The 22378-nt window shown below is 62.1% G+C and carries 15 protein-coding genes and 1 pseudogene; 3 read left to right on the top strand and 13 right to left on the bottom strand.

The features are described from left to right. Positions 1-39 precede the first annotated feature (39 nt). Positions 40-396, top strand: coding sequence for an osmotically-inducible lipoprotein OsmE (gene osmE / locus GYA95_RS08795; protein WP_015270224.1), 357 nt, complete (start codon positions 40-42; stop codon positions 394-396). 1 nt (position 397) lies between these two features. On the opposite strand, the gene GYA95_RS08790 is transcribed toward osmE, so the two are convergent. Then, entirely contained in the window at positions 398-727 is a 330-nt protein-coding gene (locus tag GYA95_RS08790) for a hypothetical protein (RefSeq protein WP_015270223.1), read from the bottom strand. A gap of 164 nt (positions 728-891) precedes the next feature. Between GYA95_RS08790 and GYA95_RS08785 the strand changes: the two genes are divergently transcribed. After that, positions 892-1113 carry a hypothetical protein gene (locus GYA95_RS08785; RefSeq protein ID WP_080604868.1) on the top strand — a complete coding sequence of 74 codons (222 nt, stop codon included), beginning with the start codon at positions 892-894 and terminating at the stop codon, positions 1111-1113. 28 nt (positions 1114-1141) lie between these two features. Here GYA95_RS08785 and GYA95_RS08780 read toward each other — a convergent pair whose 3' ends face one another. From GYA95_RS08780 to GYA95_RS08770, 3 genes are all read right to left on the bottom strand, one after another. Further along, positions 1142-1564, bottom strand: coding sequence for an anti-virulence regulator CigR family protein (locus GYA95_RS08780; RefSeq protein ID WP_015270222.1), 423 nt, complete (start codon positions 1562-1564; stop codon positions 1142-1144). A gap of 258 nt (positions 1565-1822) precedes the next feature. Next, a complete protein-coding gene (locus GYA95_RS08775; protein ID WP_043936141.1) occupies positions 1823-3091 on the bottom strand; it encodes a cation:dicarboxylate symporter family transporter in 1269 nt (422 codons plus the stop codon). A 27-nt stretch (positions 3092-3118) separates the two neighbouring features. Further along, positions 3119-3532 (bottom strand): VOC family protein, encoded by a 414-nt coding sequence (locus tag GYA95_RS08770; RefSeq protein ID WP_161551371.1) that lies wholly within the window; start codon positions 3530-3532, stop codon positions 3119-3121. 90 nt (positions 3533-3622) lie between these two features. Between GYA95_RS08770 and GYA95_RS08765 the strand changes: the two genes are divergently transcribed. Beyond that, on the top strand, positions 3623-4480 hold the full coding sequence (locus GYA95_RS08765; RefSeq protein ID WP_161551370.1) for a LysR family transcriptional regulator: 858 nt from the start codon (positions 3623-3625) through the stop codon (positions 4478-4480). A 9-nt stretch (positions 4481-4489) separates the two neighbouring features. On the opposite strand, the gene GYA95_RS08760 is transcribed toward GYA95_RS08765, so the two are convergent. The 9 genes and pseudogenes from GYA95_RS08760 to GYA95_RS08720 all read right to left on the bottom strand — a co-directional run bounded on the left by GYA95_RS08760 (position 4490) and on the right by GYA95_RS08720 (position 22240). Next, positions 4490-5677: an HlyD family efflux transporter periplasmic adaptor subunit gene (locus GYA95_RS08760; protein ID WP_061302352.1), complete on the bottom strand. Its 1188-nt coding sequence runs from the start codon at positions 5675-5677 to the stop codon at positions 4490-4492. After that, positions 5667-7829, bottom strand: coding sequence for a type I secretion system permease/ATPase (locus tag GYA95_RS08755; protein WP_100413727.1), 2163 nt, complete (start codon positions 7827-7829; stop codon positions 5667-5669). The genes GYA95_RS08760 and GYA95_RS08755 overlap by 11 nt, the downstream gene beginning before the upstream one ends. Then, positions 7819-9090, bottom strand: a complete 1272-nt coding sequence (locus GYA95_RS08750; RefSeq protein WP_015270220.1) for a TolC family protein — start codon at positions 9088-9090, stop codon at positions 7819-7821. The genes GYA95_RS08755 and GYA95_RS08750 overlap by 11 nt, the downstream gene beginning before the upstream one ends. Continuing rightward, positions 9090-17473, bottom strand: a pseudogene (locus GYA95_RS28470) (Ig-like domain-containing protein). The gene GYA95_RS08750 and the pseudogene GYA95_RS28470 overlap by 1 nt, the downstream one beginning before the upstream one ends. Positions 17474-17854: 381 nt before the next feature. Further along, complete coding sequence (locus tag GYA95_RS08740; RefSeq protein WP_015270218.1) at positions 17855-18166, bottom strand: hypothetical protein; 312 nt, start codon at positions 18164-18166, stop codon at positions 17855-17857. Between the two features lie 129 nt (positions 18167-18295). Further along, entirely contained in the window at positions 18296-18628 is a 333-nt protein-coding gene (locus tag GYA95_RS08735) for a hypothetical protein (RefSeq protein WP_015270217.1), read from the bottom strand. Positions 18629-18939: 311 nt separating this feature from the next. Then, positions 18940-19095 (bottom strand): hypothetical protein, encoded by a 156-nt coding sequence (locus GYA95_RS08730; RefSeq protein WP_158239717.1) that lies wholly within the window; start codon positions 19093-19095, stop codon positions 18940-18942. Between the two features lie 410 nt (positions 19096-19505). Next, positions 19506-21317 (bottom strand): DAHL domain-containing protein, encoded by a 1812-nt coding sequence (locus GYA95_RS08725; protein ID WP_015270216.1) that lies wholly within the window; start codon positions 21315-21317, stop codon positions 19506-19508. Continuing rightward, positions 21314-22240: a cytochrome-c peroxidase gene (locus tag GYA95_RS08720; protein ID WP_015270215.1), complete on the bottom strand. Its 927-nt coding sequence runs from the start codon at positions 22238-22240 to the stop codon at positions 21314-21316. The genes GYA95_RS08725 and GYA95_RS08720 overlap by 4 nt, the downstream gene beginning before the upstream one ends. Positions 22241-22378 lie beyond the last annotated feature (138 nt).

Below are 22378 nucleotides of genomic sequence, written 5' to 3'. Positions count from 1 at the left end.
AGCACTGCCTTCATCGGCATCCTCTACCGGAGCACTGCCATGAACAAACCCTTTCACGCGCTGATCCTTGCACTGGCAGCGCTTTCTGCCTGCTCGTCCAACTCCGCGCTGTACCACGACCAGCCGCTGGTGGCGAAAGTCACCAACGGCATGAGCAGAGACCAGGTCATGCAGGTAGGCGGCAAGCCCGCTGCGGAGACCGAACGCACCGTGGTGCCCGGCACCTGTTTCGACTACATGCTGACCAAGGCCGACAACCGGCAGCCCTACAGCGTAAGTTTCGACGGCACAGGCAAAGTGGACAATACCGCTTTCATGACCTGCGCCGAGTGGAGCAATGCTCAGCGCAGGGCCCGCCTGCCCAGCATGGGCGGGTCTAGCGGATCGGGTTACTGAATCAGTCCAGGCATTCCCTGGCTGCCTGGCGCAATTTGTCGCCAGACAGGAAGCTGCCCTTGTAGAAAGTCGCGCGGCTGCCCTCGTGGGAATCGACTACGTCCAGCACATCATCGGATGCCACGGGGCTGGGTGCCGTCAGCCGATAGCCGTGGGCGATCGATTTCTGCGTGGCTTGAGGCGCCAGTGCTTGCCATTTGGGTAGTACGCAAGCAGCGTATTGCTGTGGCGATTTGTGAGTCAGTTTGCTGGCAGTGGGTTTGCCTGGGGTTGCGCAGCCGGCAACACCGGTGACCACCACAGCGAAGAGAAAGATACGAAACATAGACATTTGCAATTAGCCATCAAGGATACGCTGCATTCTAACGGGGGTTGTATTGGCTTACCAATCAACCAAAGTCTCGCAGCACAGGCCCACCTGATATTTCTGCCAGTAGCCTGGGTGCGTGAAGGCTGGGAAAGTGAACCCTGCCAATAGCCTTCGGAGCACGCACCATGCAAAAGAACACCAACCGCACGCACTTCTTTTATCAGAATGGAAAACTCATCACCTTGAGTGTTGGTGAACAAGGTCGCAGCATTTTTCGTAATGCAGATATGCCACTGGCCGAACTACAAACAGAGGGCACGCACTCGAGCGAATTGCTGGTGACGGACGACAAAGGCTCAGTACTTAACGTTCTGGAAAATAGTAGCGGCAAGGATCGACAAGAATGAAGGCGCTGGCTGACACCAGCGCCAGGCTTCAATCCAGTGCGCCGTTCAACACCTCGTAGATGATCCCCGTAGCGACTGCCACCAGGATCAGGTCCGCCCCCGCCTGCATCCACTCATAGCCATCATAATGAGGGAGTTGCCCCAGCAGCCTGCCATCCAGCTTCTTGGCGATACCCGGCGGCAGCGGTTTGCCACGGGCCAGGTTCTTCTGAATGCCGGGGGGCAGCGCCGGCCCTGCGCTCCAGTAGCCACGGTGCCCGTCAAGAATGCCAAGCACATCGCCACGGTTTATCGACGGGCCACCATACGAGCCCCCGTGACCTTGACCATGCTGGCCCTTGTCCTTGCCGTGGCCCTGCCCTTTACCATTACCCGGGTCGGCATAAGTGAGCGCCGGCCCCACTGCCAGCGCGATCGAGGTAGCGATAACTGCCCATCGACGCTTTGCCATAGCTGTTTCCTTACACCAGAGACGTCCCAGCACTGTAGACCAAAACCCGGTTCAGGGTGGAAGTCCCCAAACCCGGGTCAGGGCTTGGCACTCCGATAGAGCATGATGGCTGCCACATCAAGGGCCAGCACGCCAATGGCGAAGAGAAACATGAAATAAAGATCTTCTGGAAGCATGGCCGTATCCCCGAATGGGCAGGTTTTCAGGGATGCAGCAATTCCCGTTCCAAACACCTCGCTGAACGAGCCTGCCCATCTGCTATCGAGATGATTGCTCCGTAACCACGACATCAGCCGGTAATGTTCCAGCGCGGCTTTCCCATTTTGCAATCACGATCGGCGCCAGCGCATTGCCGAGCACATTCAGTGCCGTAACGGGCATGTCCATCAATCGATATACCCCTGCAATCAAGGCCACGCCTTCCAAAGGCAAACCTGCCGCCGTCAGGGTTGCAGTGAGAATCACAAACATAAACCCGGGCACTCCGGCAGCGCCTTTGGACGTCAATACCATGATGAATACCAGCATCACCTGGTCTGCCAGGGCCAGTTCAATATTGTAGGCCTGCGCGATAAACAGCGTACCCAGGCCCGCAAACAGCGACGCGCCATCCAGATTGAATGAATAACCCAACGGGATCACCAGCGACGTGATAGCTCGCGGCACACCCCGTGCTTCGGTCTTGGCCATCAATTGCGGCATGACGGTGGCGGAACTCGCGCTGCTGAAGGCCAGTATCAGTTCACCCTTGAAGGCCTTGATGATCTCAAAGATATTCTCTCCAACAGCTCTGGCAACAAGCCCCAGCACGACAATTGCAAAGAACAGTACCGCCACATAAGTAATGGCTATCAGTTTTGCCAGCGGCATCAGTGAATCAATCCCGAAGGTCGACACGGTAACAGCTATCAGGGCAAAGATGCCGATCGGTGAGTAGGCCATGACCATATGAGTGACCTTGAACATGGTATCCACCACCGTCTGCAGCACGGCAACCAACGGCTGTTTCCTGGGTTCATCCAGCGTAGACAGTGCCACCCCGAACAAGATGGCGAAGAACAGTACCGACAACAGCTTCGCCTCTGCCATTGCCGCCACTACATTGTCAGGAATGATGCCCAACAGTACCTTGCCGAGCCCTGCCGAACCATTTTGCACCGGTGGCACTGCTTCACTCGCCGATGAAACGGCGAAGCCCGCACCGGCGCCTGGCTGGAGCACGTTACCGACCAGCAGGCCGAAAATGATTGCGACCCCGGTCACGGCAAAGAAATAGACAAGGCTCTTTGTTCCCAACCGCCCCAGGGCGCGCTTGCCGGAGCCGGCTATGCCTACCACCATGCAGGAAAACACCAGCGGCACGATGATCATTTTCATCAGTTTTATGAACGCATCACCCGCCGGTTGCAGTACTTGCTCGATCCACCAGCCCTTGTAATCGGGAAAATTATTCAATAGCAGGCCAACGCATATACCGACAGCCAGACCAATTGCAATTTGCGTGATTAGATTTATTTTTATTCTCACGGGATTGACCTCTGCTTTTATAAAACACTAGGAGGCAAAGATTGCACTCAAGTTCTTGAACCCCTTGATTTCGATCGGATTACCACTTGGGTCCAGGAAAAACATTGTCCTCTGCTCGCCAGGCTCACCCTCGAAACGTACAACCGGTGGAATTTCGAACTGCACACCCAGAACTTCAAGGCGTTCAGCCAAGGCTTGCCAGCGATCCAGAGGCAATATCACCCCGATATGAGGCATCAGTACAAGGTGCGGGCCGACCTTGCCAGTGCGGCTGGTTTCAAAGGGCTTGCCCACATGCAGAGATATCTGGTGACCAAAGAACTCGAAGTCTACCCACGTATCAGTGCTACGCCCCTCGACACAGCCAAGAACCTCTTTATAGAATTTTCTTGCTTCATCCATATCTTTGACATGATAAGCAACATGAAAGGGTGTCAACATGATGGTACTCCTCGAACGGAGCCACTATCCTCACACCGCCCGGCATTCATGTACACCAACTGACACTTGGTCTGAGCATAAGCATTACTTATGGACATTCAAAATCTGGAAAGCCTCATATCTGTTGTTGAATGCGGCTCCATTGCGGGTGCGGCAAAGAAAGCAAATGTTTCAGCCGCTGCAATAAGTTTGCGCATTCGAAATCTGGAGAAACACTTGGGCTGCACTCTCTTCAATAGAGAAGCACACGCGATAAGGCCGACAGAAAAGCTGCTGGCATTGATTCCACGCATACGTTGCATCGTCGAGCATGCCAATCAGCTCAGGAACGACCTCAACGCCGACACGCTGACCGGGGAACTGCGCATTGGCGCCATATCAACCGCCCTCACCGGCCTTGTACCGCCAGCACTCGAGCATTTGTCATCCTCCGCGCCCGACCTCAAGCTCACCATCACACCCGGTGACTCGAAACTGCTTCATGACAAGCTGATCAATCAGGAGCTGGATGCGGCAATTCTGGTGGCGCCACCCTTCAAGACAGCAAAATCGTTGAGAACGCTCACATTGCGCAGCGAACCGCTGTACTTGTTGGCACCTGTCGCGGCCTCCCGGGCTGAAGCGCAGGCAATGCTGGCCACCGGGCCCTATATCCGATATGCCGTCGATTCCTGGGGCGGCCTGATAACCCAGCGCTATCTGGACGATCTGGGTCTCGCGCCAAGCGTGGCTTGCGACCTGGATGCGCTCGAAGCCATCAGCCTGCTGGTGTCGCTGGGGCAAGGCGTTTCCTTGGTACCGCAATGGCCGTCATTGCTGGAGCAATCGCCAAACGCCCGGATTCTGAGCGAAGAACCAAGGTACTGCCGCGACATAGTGCTGGCCTACAGTGCCGGCCATCACCGCACGTCGGCAATCAAGCTGCTGGCATCCGTACTGATGCCCTGACGCTCCAGCTCAGTACAGACGGGCCTTGATCAGCGGGCGCAGCAAATAATTGAGCACGCTGCGCTTGCCGCTGAGGATATCCACCTCGGCAACCATGCCGGGGATGATCGGCAGCACCTCCTCGCCGCGCTTGAGCTGGCTGCCGTCAGTGCGGATCAGCACCTGGTAGTACGACTCCTTGCCATGGGGCGTGTCCTCCTCGATGGTGTCGGCACTGATCTGCTCCAGGGTGCCCTTGAGGTCACCATAGATGCTGAAGTCGTAGGCAGTGATCTTCACCTTGGCCGGCATGCCCGGTACCAGGAAGGCCACGTCGCGCGGCTTGATCCTGGCCTCGACCAGCAGGCGGTCCTCCACCGGGATCACTTCCATGATCGCTTCGCCGGGCTGGATCACCCCGCCACGGGTGTTGATCAGCACGGTGTTCACCCGCCCACGCACCGGCGAAACGATCCCGGTACGGCGCAGTTGGTCCTGGCGCTGCTGGACGATCGGCTCCAGGGCACTGAGGTCGGCCTTGCGCTGTGAGCGTTCGGTATAGGCATCCTGGAAGTAGCTACTCTTCAGCTCGGTCAGCTTACCGTTGAGGGTAGCGATGTCCTGGCTCAGCCGCAGCGCCTCCATCTGGCTCACCGCACGCTTGGCCACCAGCGGGCGGACCAGGTCGAGCTGGCTCTGGGCCAGGCTGATCTGCCTCTGGATCGCCTGGCTGCCTTCGAGCAGCTTGTCCCGCCGCGACTTGAACAGCTCGCGCTCGGAACGCGCCAGCGGCCCTTGCGGGTCGATGTCCGGCGGGAACTCTATCGCCGCCTTGCCCAGCACCTCGGCGTCCAGCCGGGCGATGGCCGCGCGCAGCACGCCGGCCTGGTTGGCCGACTCCTGGAAGTTGGTGAGAAAGCGCGTCTCGTCCAGGCGCAGCAGCGGCTGGCCGACCTCCACCAGGTCGCCCTCCTGCACCAGCAGGCGGTCGAGAATGCCCCCTTCCAGGCTCTGGATCTTCTGGATGCGGCTGAACGGCACCACACGCCCATCGCCGCGCGTCACTTCATCGAGCTCCGCCCAGGCAGCCCAGGCAACGAACAGCAAGACGCTGCCTAGCAGGGTCCAGAGCAGCGGGCGATAGACCGGGTGAGTGGTCGCCAGCAAGGGGTCGGCCAGTTGCCGGCGCAGCACTACAGAACTTTTTTCAGCTGCCATGGCCGACTCCTTCGGCGACCTGCGGCGCCTGCACCTGGTTGCCCAGCACCACCTGGTTCAGCGGGCCGTCCATGATCACCTGGCCGTTGCGCAGCACCACTGCACGGTCCACCAGCGCCAATACGCTTTTCTTGTGGGTGGTGATGATCAGGGTGCGCCGGCCCAGCCATTTCTGCAGGTAGTCGATGACCTGTTTCTCGCTGTTCTGGTCGAAGGCCGCGGTCGGCTCGTCAAGCAGCAGGATCGGCGGGTCCTGCAACAGTACGCGGGCCAACCCCACCGCCTGGCGCTGGCCGCCGGAGAGGCTGGCATTGCCCTGGATCGGCATGTCCAGGCCCAACGGGTGGGCGCGCACGAAAGTACCCAGCCCTACGCCATCGAGGGCTTCCAGCAATTCCTCGTCGCCCAGCGCGGCGTTGGCCAGGTTGAGGTTTTCCCGCAGGCTGCCGTGGAACAGCGCCACATCCTGCGGCAAGTAGCCGATGCCGCGCTGGCGGTCGGCCGGGTCGAGCTGGCTCAGGGCGATGTCGTCCAGCAGCAGCCGGCCGGATTGCGCGTCGAGCAGGCCGCTGAGCAGCCGCAGCAGGGTCGACTTGCCGGCGCCGTTGCCACCGAGCAGCGCTACCCGCTCGCCGGCCTGGATGTTCAGCGCCTGCACGTCGACCACCGGTGGGCTGTCGCCGTGGGCCAGGCGCAGCGCCTCCAGGCGGTAATGCCCGTGGAGCCGGTCGCGGTGCACGAAGCGCTTGCCGGCGGGCCTCTCCTGCTCGGCGGACATCAGCTGGTCGAGCCCCTCCAGCGCCACCTTGGTATGTTGCCAGCGGCCAAGGATGGCGGCAGCCTGGGACAGTGGTGCGATGGCCCGCGAGGCCAGGATCGAACAGGCCACCAGGGCACCGACGGTCATCGCGCCGTCGCTTATCCGGTAGACGCCGAACACCACCACCCCGACATAGCACAGCTGCTGAACGATACTCGCCGAATAGCTGAGGGTCGAGGCCAACGCATGGGTCTTCATTGCAGTACCGGCCAGTTCCCCGGTGAGCGTCTCCCACTGCTGTTGGCAGCGGCCTTCGGCACGCGCGGCCTTGACCGTCTCCAGGTGTTCGAAGGCTTCCAGCAGCACGCTGTTCTTCAGCGCCCCCTCGCGCAGGTTCTGCCGCGACAGGTGCCCCAGCAGGCGCTGGGTCAGCAGCCCTGGCAGCAGCATCAGCACACAAGCCACCAGCGGCACCCAGACCACATGGCCGCCGATCACGGCAATGATCAACAGGAAGATCGCCACGAACGGCAGGTCGCTGATCAGTGCGGCGCTGGACGAAGTGAAGAACTCGCGGACCGACTCGAACTCACGCACCTGGGTGCTGAACGCGCCCATCGACGCCGGTTTGGCGGCGATCCGGGTACTCAGCACGCGCGCGAACAGCAGGCTCGACAACTGCAGGTCCAGGCGCTTGCCGAGAACGTTCAGCAGGTGCCCGCGAAGGATCCGCAATACCCCGTCGACGATGATCGCCAAGGCCACGCCGCTGGCGAGTATCCACAGGGTATCGAAGGCTGCGTTGGGCACCACGCGGTCGTAAACCTGCATGGCGAACAGCGCCGAGGCGACGGCCAGGACGTTGGCCACCAGGGCCGCCGCCGTGACTTCCGCATAAGAGCGCCAGAGCCGCTTGAGCGGCCCGAAGAACCAGTGCTCCGGCAGGCCGCTGGCGTAGTCGCCCACCCGCCCATCGGGGCGGTAGCGGCACTTGGCGAACACCGCCGTGCCGCTGTAAAGCGCCTCCAGAGCGGGCCGCGCCATGCACTCACGGCCGCCGTCGCTCTGCGGCACCAGCACCTCGTACTGCTCACCCTCGATGCCAACCAGCAGCAGGCTGCGGCCATCGTCGAGCAACAGCAGGGCCGGCAGCAGGTAGGCGTCCATCTGCCGCAACGGCAGCTCCGCGACCCTGGCAGTTATGTCGGCGCGACGCAGGGCGCGGGCTACCAGGCGCAGCGGCAGGCGTCCGTGCTCTATTGCCAGGCCGTCGACCAGTTCGGCGTCGCCCAACGGCCGGCCCAGTTGCCGGCACAGCAGCAGCAGGCCCTGGCGCAGCGGGTCGTCGTGGTTCAGGGTCACGACATTATCCGGGGATTGTTCAACTTCCATGATTCAACCGATTCTCCAGTAATGCCCCCAACAACCCGACCTGCGCGGCCGCTCGATACTCGATACGCTTGCGCTCTATGTGCAGATTGATCAACTGCCGCTCGGCCTCGAAGCGTTCGCGCTGCACGTTGAGCAAGTCGATCACGTCGCGTCGGCCGACCTCGAATTGCTCGCGGTACAGCTCGCCAACCTGCTCCGACTCCGTCACCTGCTGGCTCAGGGACTGTTCCCGCCACCGTAGCGTGTCACCGTTGTCGAACAGCGTCTGCAACTGCCGGCGGATGTCACGCTGCATCGCATCGGCCGTCCATTGCGCCGACTCCAGACGCTGTTGCGCAGCAGTCGGCCGACGGAAGTTGGAAAGCCCCTGGAAGGTATCCATGCGAAAGCGCAGCGACATCACCGAGTCGCTTTCCGGACGACCGCCGATCTCCCGGCGCAACGCTGAGGCCTCCAGGTTCAACTGCGGCAGCAACGAAGCCTTGGCCTCGCGCACTTGCGCCTCGGCGACATTGGCGTCCTCCAGCGCCTTGCGCTGCAACGGCGACTCACGGATCACCCGCGCCACGTCGCTGGCAGCCAGGTAGCGCTGCAGCGACATCGGCTCTGGCTCCACCAGCTCGGAGGGGTCCTGGCCAACCAGGATCGCGTACTGGTTGCGCGCGTCCTGCAGGTTGCCCTTCTCCAGCGACAGCTGTTCCTGGGCACGCGACAGTTCGAGGTTGGCGCGGTCCAGTTCGCTGCGGTCGGCGTAACCATCGCTGCCGCGCGCCTGGGTCATCTCGCGGATGCCGTCCAGACGCTGGATGTGCTGGCGCACCGTTTCCACCCGGCGCTCCGAGGCAAGCACGTCGAGGTAGGTCTCGACGATATCCAGCGCAGCATCGTCGCGCGCCACCAGCACCGCCTCGGACAGTTTGCGCCGGGTGGCGCTGGCGCTGTCGACCTTGCTCGTCACCCTTCCCCAGTCATACAGCATCTGCGATACGGTGACGTCGTAGACGACCTCGCCAACGTCGAACTCCTGCGGCCCCCCGGACATGGTGACGGAGGGGTAGTAACCACCCTTGGCGATCTCTACCTCGGTACCCGCACGGTCCGCTTCGGCCATCGCCGAACGCACCTGCGGGTGGATCGCCAACCCCGCCCGCACCGCTTGGTCGAGAGGAATGGCCGGCGCGGACAGCGGCAGCCCGAAGCACAGGAGCCAAAGGGCTCCCGCGCCACGGCGCTTTCCCTTGAGCACGGACAGGCCGCGCATCAGACCACGACCTGTACCGTGTTGTCCTCGATCAGCAGGGTACTGCTGCCAAAGTTGTAGACATCGTAGGTAATGCCGTTGACCTGCTGGGTGGTTCCTGTGTTCACGGCACCCACCACGTTGAGGGTGTCGTTGCTCTCGCCAGTGATCTGCAGGATGTTGTTGCCATCGGTGATGGCGTCGACCTCCGCCGCAGTCAATGTCAGCACGCTCCCCGAGTCGCCCTTGCCGAGGTCGATACGCTCGATGTTCGAGAGCGTGCCGACGCCGACGGCGTTGTAGTCGAGGTCGATGCCGTCGGCCAGGATCAGGGTGTCGAAGCCCGCACCGCCGTCGATGCTGGTGAAGTCGGTCGCGGTGATCTGGATGGCGTCGTTGCCATCGCCTGCCACTACCTGATCGCCGGTCCCCACGTTGAAGATCAGGTCGCTGCCATCGCCTCCATTGATGTGCTCCGAACTGCCGTCCGCCCCGGACATGACATCGTCCCCCGAGGTGCCGTTGACGTCGATCTGGCCGATATTCAGCGACAGCCCGTTAGGGGCCAGGGTGATGCCGTAGGCCGAGCTGTCGTTGCCGTTGGTGTCGGTGGCGACGATGTTGAACGAGATCTGCGAACCGAGGTTGAGGATATCGGTGATGTTCAACCCCAACTGGGTGAGGACGGTCGGGCTCAGCAGGTTCAGCGAGAAGTTGCCGGAACTGTCCGCCTGGATCGGCAGCAGCTCGACGTTCAGCGCCGGGGTGATGACACGGATCACCACGCTGGAGTCCGGCTCGGTGGTGCCGCTGAAACCGAACCGCGGGTTCAGTGGGTTGAGGCTGACATCGACGCCGAAGTTACCGATGGTCACTGGCTGCTCGATGCTGCTGCCGACGCCGATGGTCGCCACATTGCTCGGGTTGCCGGCAGGGTCCTCACCGGTCACGGAGACTTGGGCATTGAGCAGTTGGTCCAGGGTAAGGTCTATGTCCAGGTCGGTGAGCAGGTTCAGCGAAGCCAGCCCGCTGTTGTCGGCAGTTACCGTGGCGGTGGCAGTGACCCCGCCGACGTCCACGGTGACCGTCAGTTCGGTGCCCGGATCGGTGGAGATGGTCAGGATGCTGCCCACCAGCGACAGCACCGGTGTTGAAGGCGGAATGGTGTCGACGGTGAACGGCACCGGGTTCGACGCGATACCGCCATTGATATCGGCGGTGACGGTCGAGGCGCCCTCCGGGAACGGCCCCATGCCATCGCCAGGGGGTATGGTCACGGTGACGCTGCCGGCCAGGATGTCGCCGGCAGTGATGGTGTGCGTTACCTGCGTCTCATAACCGTTCTGCCCGGCGAACGCGACGGTGATCACCTGGCCGACCTGCATGGTCGGGCGGATCGTCACGTCGACCTGGATGCCGTCGCTGATCTCGGCAGCGTTGATCCAGGTATCGGCTGCCTCCGGTACGCTGATGGTCGGCGGAGCCAGGTCCGGCGCGTTGATCGTTGCCGGGCCGCTGAGGTTGCCGGCAGCGTCGGCGGTGACCCCGCTGATCAGCTCGCCGGTGATCAGCGGTGGTGCCAACGGCAGGCTGAAGTTACCGGCGCCGTCGACATTCACCGTGATCGGGTTGGCGGTATCGCCGTCGATCACGAGGCGCACCTGGCTGTTCGGCTCGGCGGTACCGGTCAGCAGCGCACCGTCGGCACTGATGCTCAGCAGCGGCGCCGACGGCGCCACCGTGTCGACCGTGGTACTGGCCGGGCCACTGCTGTTGCCGGCGGCGTCCTGGGCCACCGCGGTGACCACCGTGCCATTGGCCAGCGGCGTGGTTGGGGTGAAGCTCCAGTCGCCACTGCCGTCGGCGGTCGTCTCGCCGATCGGGTTGCCGCCACCATCGGTGAGGATGACGGTGGCGCCGGGCTCAGCGGTACCCGTGAGGACCACACCATTGCTCGGCTCGATGGTCGGCGCGCCCGGGGCGATAGCGTCAACGGTGACGCTGCTCGGCCCGCTGGCATTGCCGGCCGGGTCCTGGGCCACGGCGTTGACCACTGTGCCGTTGGCCAGCGGGGTTGCAGGCGTAAAGGTCCAGTTGCCACTGCCGTCGGCGGTCGTCTCACCGATCGGGTTGCCGTTGCCGTCGGTGAGGATCACCTTGGCTCCGGCTTCGGCGGTACCACTGATCTCGGTGCCATTGCTCGGCTCGATCGTCGGCTGGCCTGGGGCTACGGCATCAACCGTGGTGCTGACCTGTGGGGTGCTGGTGTTGCCGGCGGCGTCCTGAGCCACGGCGTTGATCACCGTGCCGTTGGCCAGAGGCGCACCAGGCGTAAAGGTCCAGTTGCCACTGCCATCGGCGGTCGTCTCGCCGATCGGGTTGCCGTTGCCGTCGGTGAGGATCACCTTGGCCCCGGCCTCAGCACTACCAGTGATCACGGCCCCGTTGCTCGGGTCGATCGTCGGCTGGCCAGGTGCGACTGAATCCACCGTGGTGCTGCCCTGCAGGCTGGTATTGCCGGCCACGTCCTGGGCAACGGCGATGATCACTGTACCGTTGGCCAGCGGAGTCGCAGGCGTGAAGGTCCAATTGCCACTGCCGTCGGCGGTCGTCTCGCCGATCGGATTACCGCTACCGTCAGTGAGAATCACCTTGGCACCTACTTCGGCGGTACCAGTGATCACCACCCCGTTGCTTGGATTGACGATCGGCGCGGCCGGGGCAATTGCGTCAACGGTGACGCTGGCCGGCCCGCTGGTATTGCCGGCCGGGTCCTGGGCCACGGCGTTGATCACCGTGCCGTTGGCCAGCGGTGTGCCGGGTGTGAACGACCAGTTGCCGCTACCATCGGCGGTCGTCTCGCCGAGCGGGTTGCCGTTGCCATCGGTGAGGATCACCTTGGCTCCGGCTTCGGCGGTACCACTGATCTCGGTGCCATTGCTCGGCTCGATCGTCGGCTGGCCTGGGGCTACGGCATCAACCGTGGTGCTGACCTGTGGAGTGCTGGTGTTGCCGGCGCATCCTGAGCCACGGCATTGATCACCGTGCCGTTGGCAAGCGGAGTTGCAGGTGTGAAAGTCCAGTTACCGCTGCCATCGGCGGTAGTCTGGCCGATGGGGTTGCCGCTGCCGTCGGTGAGGATCACCTTGGCCCCGGCTTCAGCGGTACCAGTGATCACTACCCCGTTGCTCGGGTTGATGATCGGTGCGGCCGGGGCGATGGCATCAACGGTGGCGCTGGTCGGCCCGCTGGTATTGCCGGACGGGTCCTGGGCCACGGCATTGATCACCGTGCCGTTCGCCAGCGGAACTGTAGGCGTGAAGGCCCAGTTGCCACTGCCGTCGGCCGTCGTCTCGCCAATCGGGTTGCCGCTACCGTCAGTGAGAATCACCTTGGCCCCTATTTCGGCGGTACCACTGATCACCACCCCGTTGCTCGGGTTGATGATCGGTGCAGCCGGGGCGATTGCGTCAACGGTGACGCTGGCCGGCCCGCTGGTATTGCCGGCCGGGTCCTGGGCCACGGCGTTGATCACCGTGCCGTTGGCCAGCGGCGTGCCAGGTGTGAACGACCAGTTACCACTGCCATCGGCGGTAGTCTCGCCGATCGGGTTGCCGCTGCCGTCGGTGAGGATCACCTTGGCCCCGGCTTCGGCGGTACCGCTGATTTCCGTGCCGTTGCTCGGTTCGACCACCGGTGCGGCCGGCGCAACGCCGTCCACGGTAATGACCGCTGGCGCACTATCGGTCCCACCGGGGTTACGTGCCACAGCGTTGACCACAGTGCCATCCGGCAGCGGTATACCGGGCGTGAACGACCAGTTGCCGCTGCCGTCGGCGGTGACCTGGCCGATCGGGTTGCCGTTGCCGTCGGTGAGGGTAATGGTGTTACCCGCATCCGCGGTACCGCTGATCACCGAGCCGTTGCTCGGATCGACCTGCGGAATCGACGGCAGCGACGAGTCCACGGTAGTGCTACCGGGGGCACCAGTATTACCGGCGGCATCAGTCGCCGTAGCGTTGACCACGGTGCCGTTGGGCAGTTGCGTGCTGGGTACGAACGTCCAGTTACCGCTACCGTCAGCGGTGACCTCGCCAATGGGATTACCGTTGCCGTCGGTGAGGGTCACGGTGCTGTTCGGCTCGGCAGTACCGTTGATCACGTTGCCGTTGCTCGGATTGACCACCGGCGCGGCAGGTGCGATCGAATCCACGGTGGTGGTGCCCTGTGGGCCGGTGTTCCCAGCCGGGTCGGTCGCCGTGGCGTTGACCACTGTGCCGTTGGCCAGCGGCGTACCAGGGCTGTAGCTCCAGTTGCCGCTGCCGTCGGCGGTGGTTTGGCCGATGGGGTTGCCGCTGCCATCGGTCAGGGTGATGGTACTGCCCGGTTCGGCGGTGCCGCTGATTTCGCTGCCGTTGCTCGGTTCGACCACTGGAGCCGCCGGGGCTACCGAGTCCACCGTGGTGGAGGCCTGCGGACCGGTGTTGCCGGTCGGGTCGGTTGCCGTGGCGATGATCACGGTGCCGTTGGCCAGCGGCGAGCCGGGGGTGAAGCTCCAGTTGCCGCTGCCGTCAGCGGTGACCTGGCCGATCGGGTTGCCGCTGCCATTGGTGAGTGTGACGGTAGCACCCGCTTCGGCAGTCCCGCTGATGGTCGTCCCGTTACTAGGATCGATTACCGGTGCAGCCGGCGCGCTGGAGTCGACCGTGACCGTCGCTGTCGGGCTGGTGTTGCCAGCCGGGTCGCTCGCCGTCGCATTGACCACGGTGCCATTGGGCAGTGGTGTGGCTGGGGTGAACGTCCAGTTGCCGCTACCGTCGGCAGTGGCTTCGCCAATCGGGTTACCACTGCCGTCAGTGAGGGTCACGGTGCTGTTCGGCTCGGCAGTACCGCTGAGGCTGCTGCCGTTGCTGAGATTGATGGTGGGTGTACCCGGCGCCACGCCGTCTACGGTGGTGCTGCCCTGCCCGCTGGTATTGCCAGCCGGGTCGGTCGCCGTGGCGTTGACCACGGTACCGTCGGCCAGCGGCGTACCAGGGCTGTAGCTCCAGTTGCCGCTGCCGTCGGCGGTGGTTTGGCCGATGGGGTTGCCGCTGCCATCGGTCAGGGTGATGGTACTGCCCGGCTCGGCGGTGCCGCTGATTTCGCTGCCGTTGCTCGGTTCGACCACTGGAGCCGCCGGGGCTACCGAATCCACCGTGGTGGCGGCCTGCGGACCGGTGTTGCCGGTCGGGTCGGTTGCCGTGGCGATGATTACGGTGCCGTTGGCCAGCGGCGAGCCGGGGGTGAAGCTCCAGTTGCCGCTGCCGTCGGCGGTGACCTGGCCGATCGGGTTGCCGCTGCCATTGGTGAGTGTGACGGTAGCACCCGCTTCGGCAGTCCCGCTGATGGTCGTCCCGTTACTAGGATCGATTACCGGTGCAGCCGGCGCGCTGGAGTCGACCGTGACCGTCGCTGCCGGGCTGGTGTTGCCAGCCGGGTCGCTCGCCGTCGCATTGACCACGGTGCCATTGGGCAGTGGTGTGGCTGGGGTGAACGTCCAGTTGCCGCTACCGTCGGCAGTGGCTTCGCCAATCGGGTTACCGCTGCCGTCAGTGAGGGTCACGGTGCTGTTCGGCTCGGCAGTACCGCTGAGGCTGCTGCCGTTGCTGAGATTGATGGTGGGTGTACCCGGCGCCACGCCGTCTACGGTGGTGCTGCCCTGCCCGCTGGTATTGCCAGCCGGGTCGGTCGCCGTGGCGTTGACCACGGTACCGTCGGCCAGCGGCGTACCAGGGCTGTAGCTCCAGTTGCCGCTGCCGTCGGCGGTGGTTTGGCCGATGGGGTTGCCGCTGCCATCGGTCAGGGTGATGGTACTGCCCGGCTCGGCGGTGCCGCTGATTTCGCTGCCGTTGCTCGGTTCGACCACTGGAGCCGCCGGGGCTACCGAATCCACCGTGGTGGCGGCCTGCGGACCGGTGTTGCCGGTCGGGTCGGTTGCCGTGGCGATGATTACGGTGCCGTTGGCCAGCGGCGAGCCGGGGGTGAAGCTCCAGTTGCCGCTGCCGTCGGCGGTGACCTGGCCGATCGGGTTGCCGCTGCCATTGGTGAGTGTGACGGTAGCACCCGCTTCGGCAGTCCCGCTGATGGTCGTCCCGTTACTAGGATCGATTACCGGTGCAGCCGGCGCGCTGGAGTCGACCGTGACCGTCGCTGCCGGGCTGGTGTTGCCAGCCGGGTCGCTCGCCGTCGCATTGACCACGGTGCCATTGGGCAGTGGTGTGGCTGGGGTGAACGTCCAGTTGCCGCTGCCATCGGCAGTGGCTTCGCCAATCGGGTTACCACTGCCGTCAGTGAGGGTCACAGTGCTGTTCGGCTCGGCAGTACCGCTGAGGCTGCTGCCGTTGCTGAGATTGATGGTGGGTGTACCCGGCGCCACGCCGTCTACGGTGGTGCTGCCCTGCCCGCTGGTATTACCAGCCGGGTCGGTCGCCGTGGCGTTGACCACGGTACCGTCGGCCAGCGGCGTACCAGGGCTGTAGCTCCAGTTGCCGCTGCCGTCGGCGGTGGTTTGGCCGATGGGGTTGCCGCTGCCATCGGTCAGGGTGATGGTACTGCCCGGCTCGGCGGTGCCGCTGATTTCGCTGCCGTTGCTCGGTTCGACCACTGGAGCCGCCGGGGCTACCGAATCCACTGTGGTGGTCGATGGAGCACTGGTGTTGCCGGCTGCGTCCCGCGCCACCACGTTGACCACAGTGCCGTTTGCCAGCGGCGTGGTCGGGACATAGCTCCAGTTGCCACTGCCATCGGCTACTACCTGGCCGATCGGATTACCGCTGCCGTCGGTGAGGGTCACGGTGCTGTTCGGCTCGGCAGTACCGTTGATCACGGTGCCGTTGCTCGGATTGATCGTGGGTGCCGAAGGTGCCACGCCATCGATCACGGTGCTGGCGGGCGGGCTGCTGTTGCCGGCGGCATCCGTGACCACCGCATTAACCACTGTTCCATCAGGCAGTTGGGTATCCGTGGGATATGACCAGTTGCCATTGCCATCGGCTGTAGCGTGGCCGATTGGGTTGCCGTTGCCGTCGGTGAGGACCACGGTACTGCCTGGCTCGGCTGTACCGCTGAGGCTGCTACCGTCGCTCAGGTTGATGGTGGGCGCACCCGGCGCCACGCTATCCACGGTGGTGCTGCCCTGCCCGCTGGTATTACCGGCCGCATCGGTCGCGGTGGCGTTCACCACGGTACCGTCTGGCAGCGGTGTCGCCGGGGTGTAGCTCCAGTTGCCGTTGCCATCGGCAGTCACCTGGCCGATCGGGTTACCGCTGCCATCGGTGATGGTCACGGCGCTGTTCGGCTCGGCGGTACCGCTAAGCTCGGTACCGTTGCTCGGATTGATCACGGGTGCCGCTGGCGCCACACCATCAATAATGGTGCTGGCGGGCGGGCCGCTGTTACCGGCGGCATCCACGACCACCGCTTTGACCACCGTGCCATCGGGCAGTGGGCTATCGGGTGTGTACGACCAGTTGCCGTTGCCGTCGGCGGTAGTCTGGCCGATGGGGTTGCCGTTGCCGTCGGTAAGCAGCACGGTGCTGCCCGGCTCGGCGGTACCGCTGAGGCTGGAGCCGTTGCTCGGGTTGATGTGCGGCGCATCAGGGAAGTCAGGGGCCTGCACGGTAGCGGGCGGGCTGCTATTGCCGGACGGATCGGTCACCACCACGGAAACCGTTTCGCCGTTGGTCAGTGGCGGATTCAGCGGAATCTGGAATTTGCCGTCGGGGCCGACGACCACGCTGACGTCGGTTTCTCCATCGCCATTGCTGTCGATGCCCACGGTGGCGCCCGGCTCGGCCGTGCCGCTGATGCTGCTGCCATCCGGGGCAATTTGCAACCCGCTGGCCGGCGCCGGGGCCGAAGTATCGGGCGGCACACTGCTGTCACCGCCACCACCACCGCCACCACCGCCATTGCTGTTGGCGATCGCGACGCCGCCACCAATGATCGCAGCGCCAGCCAGAAGTGCAGCACCGGGGCTGAGCCCGCCAATGGTGCTGTCGGCGCCAGTGAGTGACTCGAACCCGGCCGGCGTTTCCTGGGGTACATAACCCGCCACCAGCGGCCCATCGGCAGCGACCGGCGGCAGGTCGACGGCCAGCAGCTTGTCCCGGTCTACCAGGTACAACTGGCTTGCAGGCTGCCCCTCGACATAGAAGTTGGCAATGCGCAGGCTTTCGCCACTCTTCAGCTGTACGATCAGATCGGCACCGCTCTTCGTGTAGCCCGACACACCTTCCGGAGCAATGTCCAGAACAATGTTACTGCTCTGGGTAAGAGTCAGGATTCCGTTGTTGGGGATTGCGATGGGGGCGGCAGAAGTAACACTTTGAGCGAGGGGAGATACCTTGGCCTGAATCGACATACCTGACAGTCCTTTTGTCTACAGCACGACTGAGCGGTCGCGCTCATATCTCCAGAAATAGCACGCTGCTCATAAAACGCCAGCCGGTTTATTACAAATAACTTGCGAGCCCTCCCAACTTTGACGAGAACGCCAGTCGCAATTGATTTCTTGATCGAAAGTAGAAGCTTATTTTGGATTAATACGAATGGAGAGTAACCCCCCATTTTGATAGATGCGATTGGATGACACCCCACTGCCGCCCCATCCAATTGAACATGGGCATGTAAACTCGCCGGCAATGGAGATGAGGAAATCGCGATGAACGACTTGGAAACCGAGCCGCCCCGAGACGAGATACCGGCATGCACCACTCATCGAGCGGCTTGTTCAGTATTTGCTCTAGTTGAACTTGAGATTGGCCACCTTGCTCAGTGCCCACCCACTGAACACGTAGAACGCATCCAGGTAGAAGCGCCCTTCGTAGTTGGGCAGCGGCTCACGATTCAACAACAGTTCGGGCATGTCGGGCGAAGGGGGAAACAGCGCATAGAAACCGTTGGGCAACACCGCCAACGCAATGAGCAGCAGGTAGGTCACGGCCCGCAGCATGCTGGCGTGGCTATCGGACTGTTCGGCCCATTTCAGGCCGAACCAGGCGATCAGGCCGGCAACGGGCAACACCCAGAAATGCGTGGGCATCCCAATGAACATCTCAGCAACAACGCTTCTGGTTTCCAACTTGGTGTTCTCCGTTCAAATGAGCGGATTATTGCGGCTGGGGGCGGCAAATGCAAAAAGCCCGCTCTCGAGGGCGGGCCTTTTGCATCAAGGGTCAGATGATCATGCTTTCGAACACATCAGCGCGGCGTCCAGCAGCCTGCCATGGTCGTACCAGGCATCACGTTGATAGGCCGCGAACTGGCGCCGGGCTCCCGTGCCCCGCACCTCGACCAGGCCACCCGCCGTGTCGGGGTCGGTGCTATCGACAAACAGCCTGACCGAGTTATCGCCATCGACCTGGTAGGTTTTCACATTCCCTTGAAGCTCGCTTTTGACGCACCCCAGGTACGCCGGCGTACTTCTTTCCGTGGCCCCGGCTGCATACCCATGGCCTTGACGCACATCGGGGTCATGCGCACAGCCTGTCATGAACAGTGTGGCGAAGGTGGACATCAATATTGCACCTGCTACCGATCTTGAACTTTTCACGCGACACGCTCCTGCCACCCCATCGAGTAACTTGGGAAGTGTTGCCGAACTGCATGCCCCTTTTTTTGTTTTAGTTTGGCCATGTTACTGCTCAATTTTAGCCGGGCAATATGCCTGTTTGCTATATCGGCTCCAGGGCGGGCTTTACCCGCGAAGTTAAACTTCGTTCATGGATCAGCGGGCAAGTTGCAGGCAAGCCAGCCTGGGCGAGCATGCGTTGTCTTGCAGTGTGTTCGCACAGGCGTGGCCGCAAGCGGAAGGGATTACTGGGTGCATCAATAGCGGCGGTAGTCCTGACCACCATGGTAGCCGTCGTTGAAATGCCGGTGATGGCCGCCGCCGTGATGCCCACCGTGGTGCCAATATGGCCAGCAACCACCGAGCAGCAGCAACCCTGACAACACTACGACCCATACAGTCTTGCGTTTCATGTGCGTACCTCCGGCCAGGTGAAACCAGGCCTTGCTTACGTTGGACCGCACAAAGGTGGGATGTTCAGGCAGAGGTACGCCGCTGGTGATCTTGCGGGCAAGAGTTCAGCTGGCGGTCGACTCAAAGGACGTGCAGCGCCATGTGGCCATGAACCAGACAGTGGGCGGACAAAATTTGTCCCAAAACCGGGTAGTCTCTGCAGATGACCCCGATTTCGGGTACAACCAGGCCCACAAATGGGGGTCAGGCGATGGCCTTGAGAAACACAAATGTCGCCGCCAGATCCAGGACCAGCACAGCAACCACAACGAAGATCATGTAGTAGCGGTCATTCTGAGTCATTTCTGCGTACTCCGCATGATCGATGCCCCAGGGTCGCAGCAATTTGCATTCCACTTCCCTGGTGCTCTCAGGCCAACCGGGCCTGATGGATGGGCAGTTCGACCCTGAATGTCGTACCGACTCCCACCTCGCTGTCTACGCGGATCTCGCCACCATGACGCTTGATGATTCCGTACGAAAGTGACAATCCCAGCCCGGTGCCCTGGCCGATGGGCTTCGTCGTGTAGAACGGATCGAAGATCTTTTGCAGGCTTTCGCCAGGAATGCCACAACCATTGTCTGCGACTTCGATCCATACCCACTTGTCACTGGCACCGGTTCGCAGGGTAATTCTGCCACGCTCGGCCCCCATCGCCTGGGTGGCATTGACCAGCAGATTCATGATTACCTGATTGATCTGTGAAGGCAGGCATTCGACCGGCGGCAATGGGCTGTAATCCTTGACAAGGTCCGCCTTGTGCCTGAGTTCGCTGGCAACGATGTTCAGCGTTGACTCTATGCCTTGATGCAAGTCTGACACTTGCCAGTCATGGCTGGTCTCTACTCGCGAAAAGTCCTTGAGGTCCTTGACGATCCGCGCAACGCGGCTGATACCGTCCTTGGATTCGCGGATCAGCGCCGGAATATCCTCCAGCAAGTAATCCAGCTCGATTTCCGTGCGCAACTTCGCCAGCTCCGCGCCGAGCGCGTTCGGAACCAGGGTATTTTCCGCGTCAGCATATGCCTTCAGCATGTCCTGCAAACGGCCGAAATAGTCGTCCAGTGCACCGAGGTTGGAAGAGACAAACCCAATCGGGTTGTTGACTTCATGGGCTACGCCGGCTGCCAGTTGACCGAGCGAGGCGAGCTTTTCGGACTGGACCAACTGGTTCTCGAGCAATCGGCGTTCATCCACCTCGCGCTGCAGTGCTGCGCTGGCTTGGGTAAGTGCCTGGGTACGCCGTTCGACCCGCTGTTCCAATTCGTCGTTGGCACTCACCAGCGCTCGGTTTACACGGTTTATTTCGGCGTAGCTACGCATCAGCCACATCCCCATGTACAGCAATAGCAATACCAGCAGGGTGGAAAACACCAACAGGTAGAAATGGTATCGCTGAGCCGTCAGCGCTGCTGCTTGCTCGTCACGGTCCAGCATCAGCGCAATGGCGTCCAGACTCTCGGCGATCGGAACCGCCTCGATCGCTTCAAGTAGTTGATCGACCTTGGGTTGCTCACGAAGAATCAACTCAATGTGTTTGCTGATGGTATCGATGGGCACCTGAAAATTGACAGGCAAGCGCTCCTTGTTGACCGAAAGGTTGTTCAGTCCGACAAGGATGTCGGCAGCTTTTTCATCTGTTGTGGCATGGGCAAACTCAAGGCTGCTCAGCATCAGGTCGTAGGTATCGCTGGTGATTCTGCGCAGACGCACTGTATCGGCATCAACCAATCGACGAAGGTGCACCTGTATCACATCGGCCGCAGCCGGGAGAAAAGCCAGGGAATTTCGCAGGATCGCATTGTGCGTCTTGAAGCGCGAGACCAGCAGGACCTTGTCGTCAAAGGCCTGTTGGTAATCGCGAAAAGCCTTTTGCCAAGCGAGCATTTCTGTTTTTTGATGACGCCCTTCCAGCGTGCCGAACTCCCGCCATAGGCGCTTCATTTCAATCAACGGCAGCACCAGCGGGTCGTAGTTGTAATTGGTGGTGGTGCGCGCCTTGAGCACTGCCCCCTCCCACTGTGCATCGTACTGCTTGATCTGGCGAATCAGATCGCGCGCCTGGGCGTAGTTGCCACTCTCATCGGACCTGGACATCCAGTACAGGTAGACCAGCACGGAAGCCAGCGACATGGCGCACGCAGCCAACAGCAGCAGACTGCGCCGAGCGTTCAACCTCATAGCGGTTTACCCTCCCATTGGCCGGTGAGGGTCTGGAGAAACTTGATGATCAGCGCTTTATCATCGTCGCTCGGCGTACGTCCCAACTGATAATGAAACATGGCATCGACGGCTGCTTCCAAGGTGGGCGCCGAACCATCATGAAAGTAAGGGGCAGTCACCTCCACGTTTCGCAGGCTTGGAACTTTGAACAGGTGGAGATCGTCCGGATCACCTGTCACGTTGTAGAGCCCCTGATCTGCCAAGGTAACACTGCCACGGTTGGTGAAATAATCATCGAAAACACCGAACTTCTGCAGCATGTTGCCGCCGATATTCACACCCTGGTGGCAGGCTATACAACCGTACTCCTGGAAGCGCTGATAGCCATGCTTCTCTTCCAGGCTGAGGCTGCTGGTATCTCCTTTCAGATAGCGATCGAAGCGTGAATCGGGTGTCAGCAGGGTACGCTGGTACGTAACCAGGGCATCTTTGACATCGATGGCGGTCACTGGTTTGCCATAGGCTTCGGCGAACCCCGTCTGGTAAGCCGGATCGTCAGCAATTCGTTGGACCACGGTAGCCCAGCCATCTTCTTTGCCGTCCGTATTACCGGTTGCCAGGTGCACCAGGCCGTCAAACGATTGCGCGCGCCCATCCCAGAACTGCAGGAAGTTCAGGCTGGCGTTGAAGACGCTGGGTGTGTGAACTGGCAAGGGTTTGCCATCTGCACCAGGCGAGCGCGCCTGCCCGTCCGCGCCACCACGATCCAGGCGATGGCAATCAGCACAGGACTGGCTGTTATCGAGGGACAATCGCGAGTCATTGAACAGTTTGCGCCCCAGTTCCACCCGGGCAGGGTCAAGCTCAGGCACCGCCGGCAATGGCGTGAGCGGCCCACCAATGCTCTGGGCCAGCACCCATGCCGGCAAAACCACAAGCATCGAGACAACGATGCGAACCTGCAGACAAGTCGGCACAGCACAACCCTCCCTGGCGAGATGCACCTGCCTCCGAGCATAGTGAGGCCAACAGACAAAAGCTAACGGCGGGGGCAAATATCATCTAGGCTGTGGCCAGGG

The organism is Pseudomonas asiatica (assembly GCF_009932335.1).
GTDB lineage: Bacteria > Pseudomonadota > Gammaproteobacteria > Pseudomonadales > Pseudomonadaceae > Aquipseudomonas > Aquipseudomonas asiatica.
Note: the sequence above shows the minus strand (reverse complement) of the source record. Positions and strands in the feature narration are given on the sequence as shown.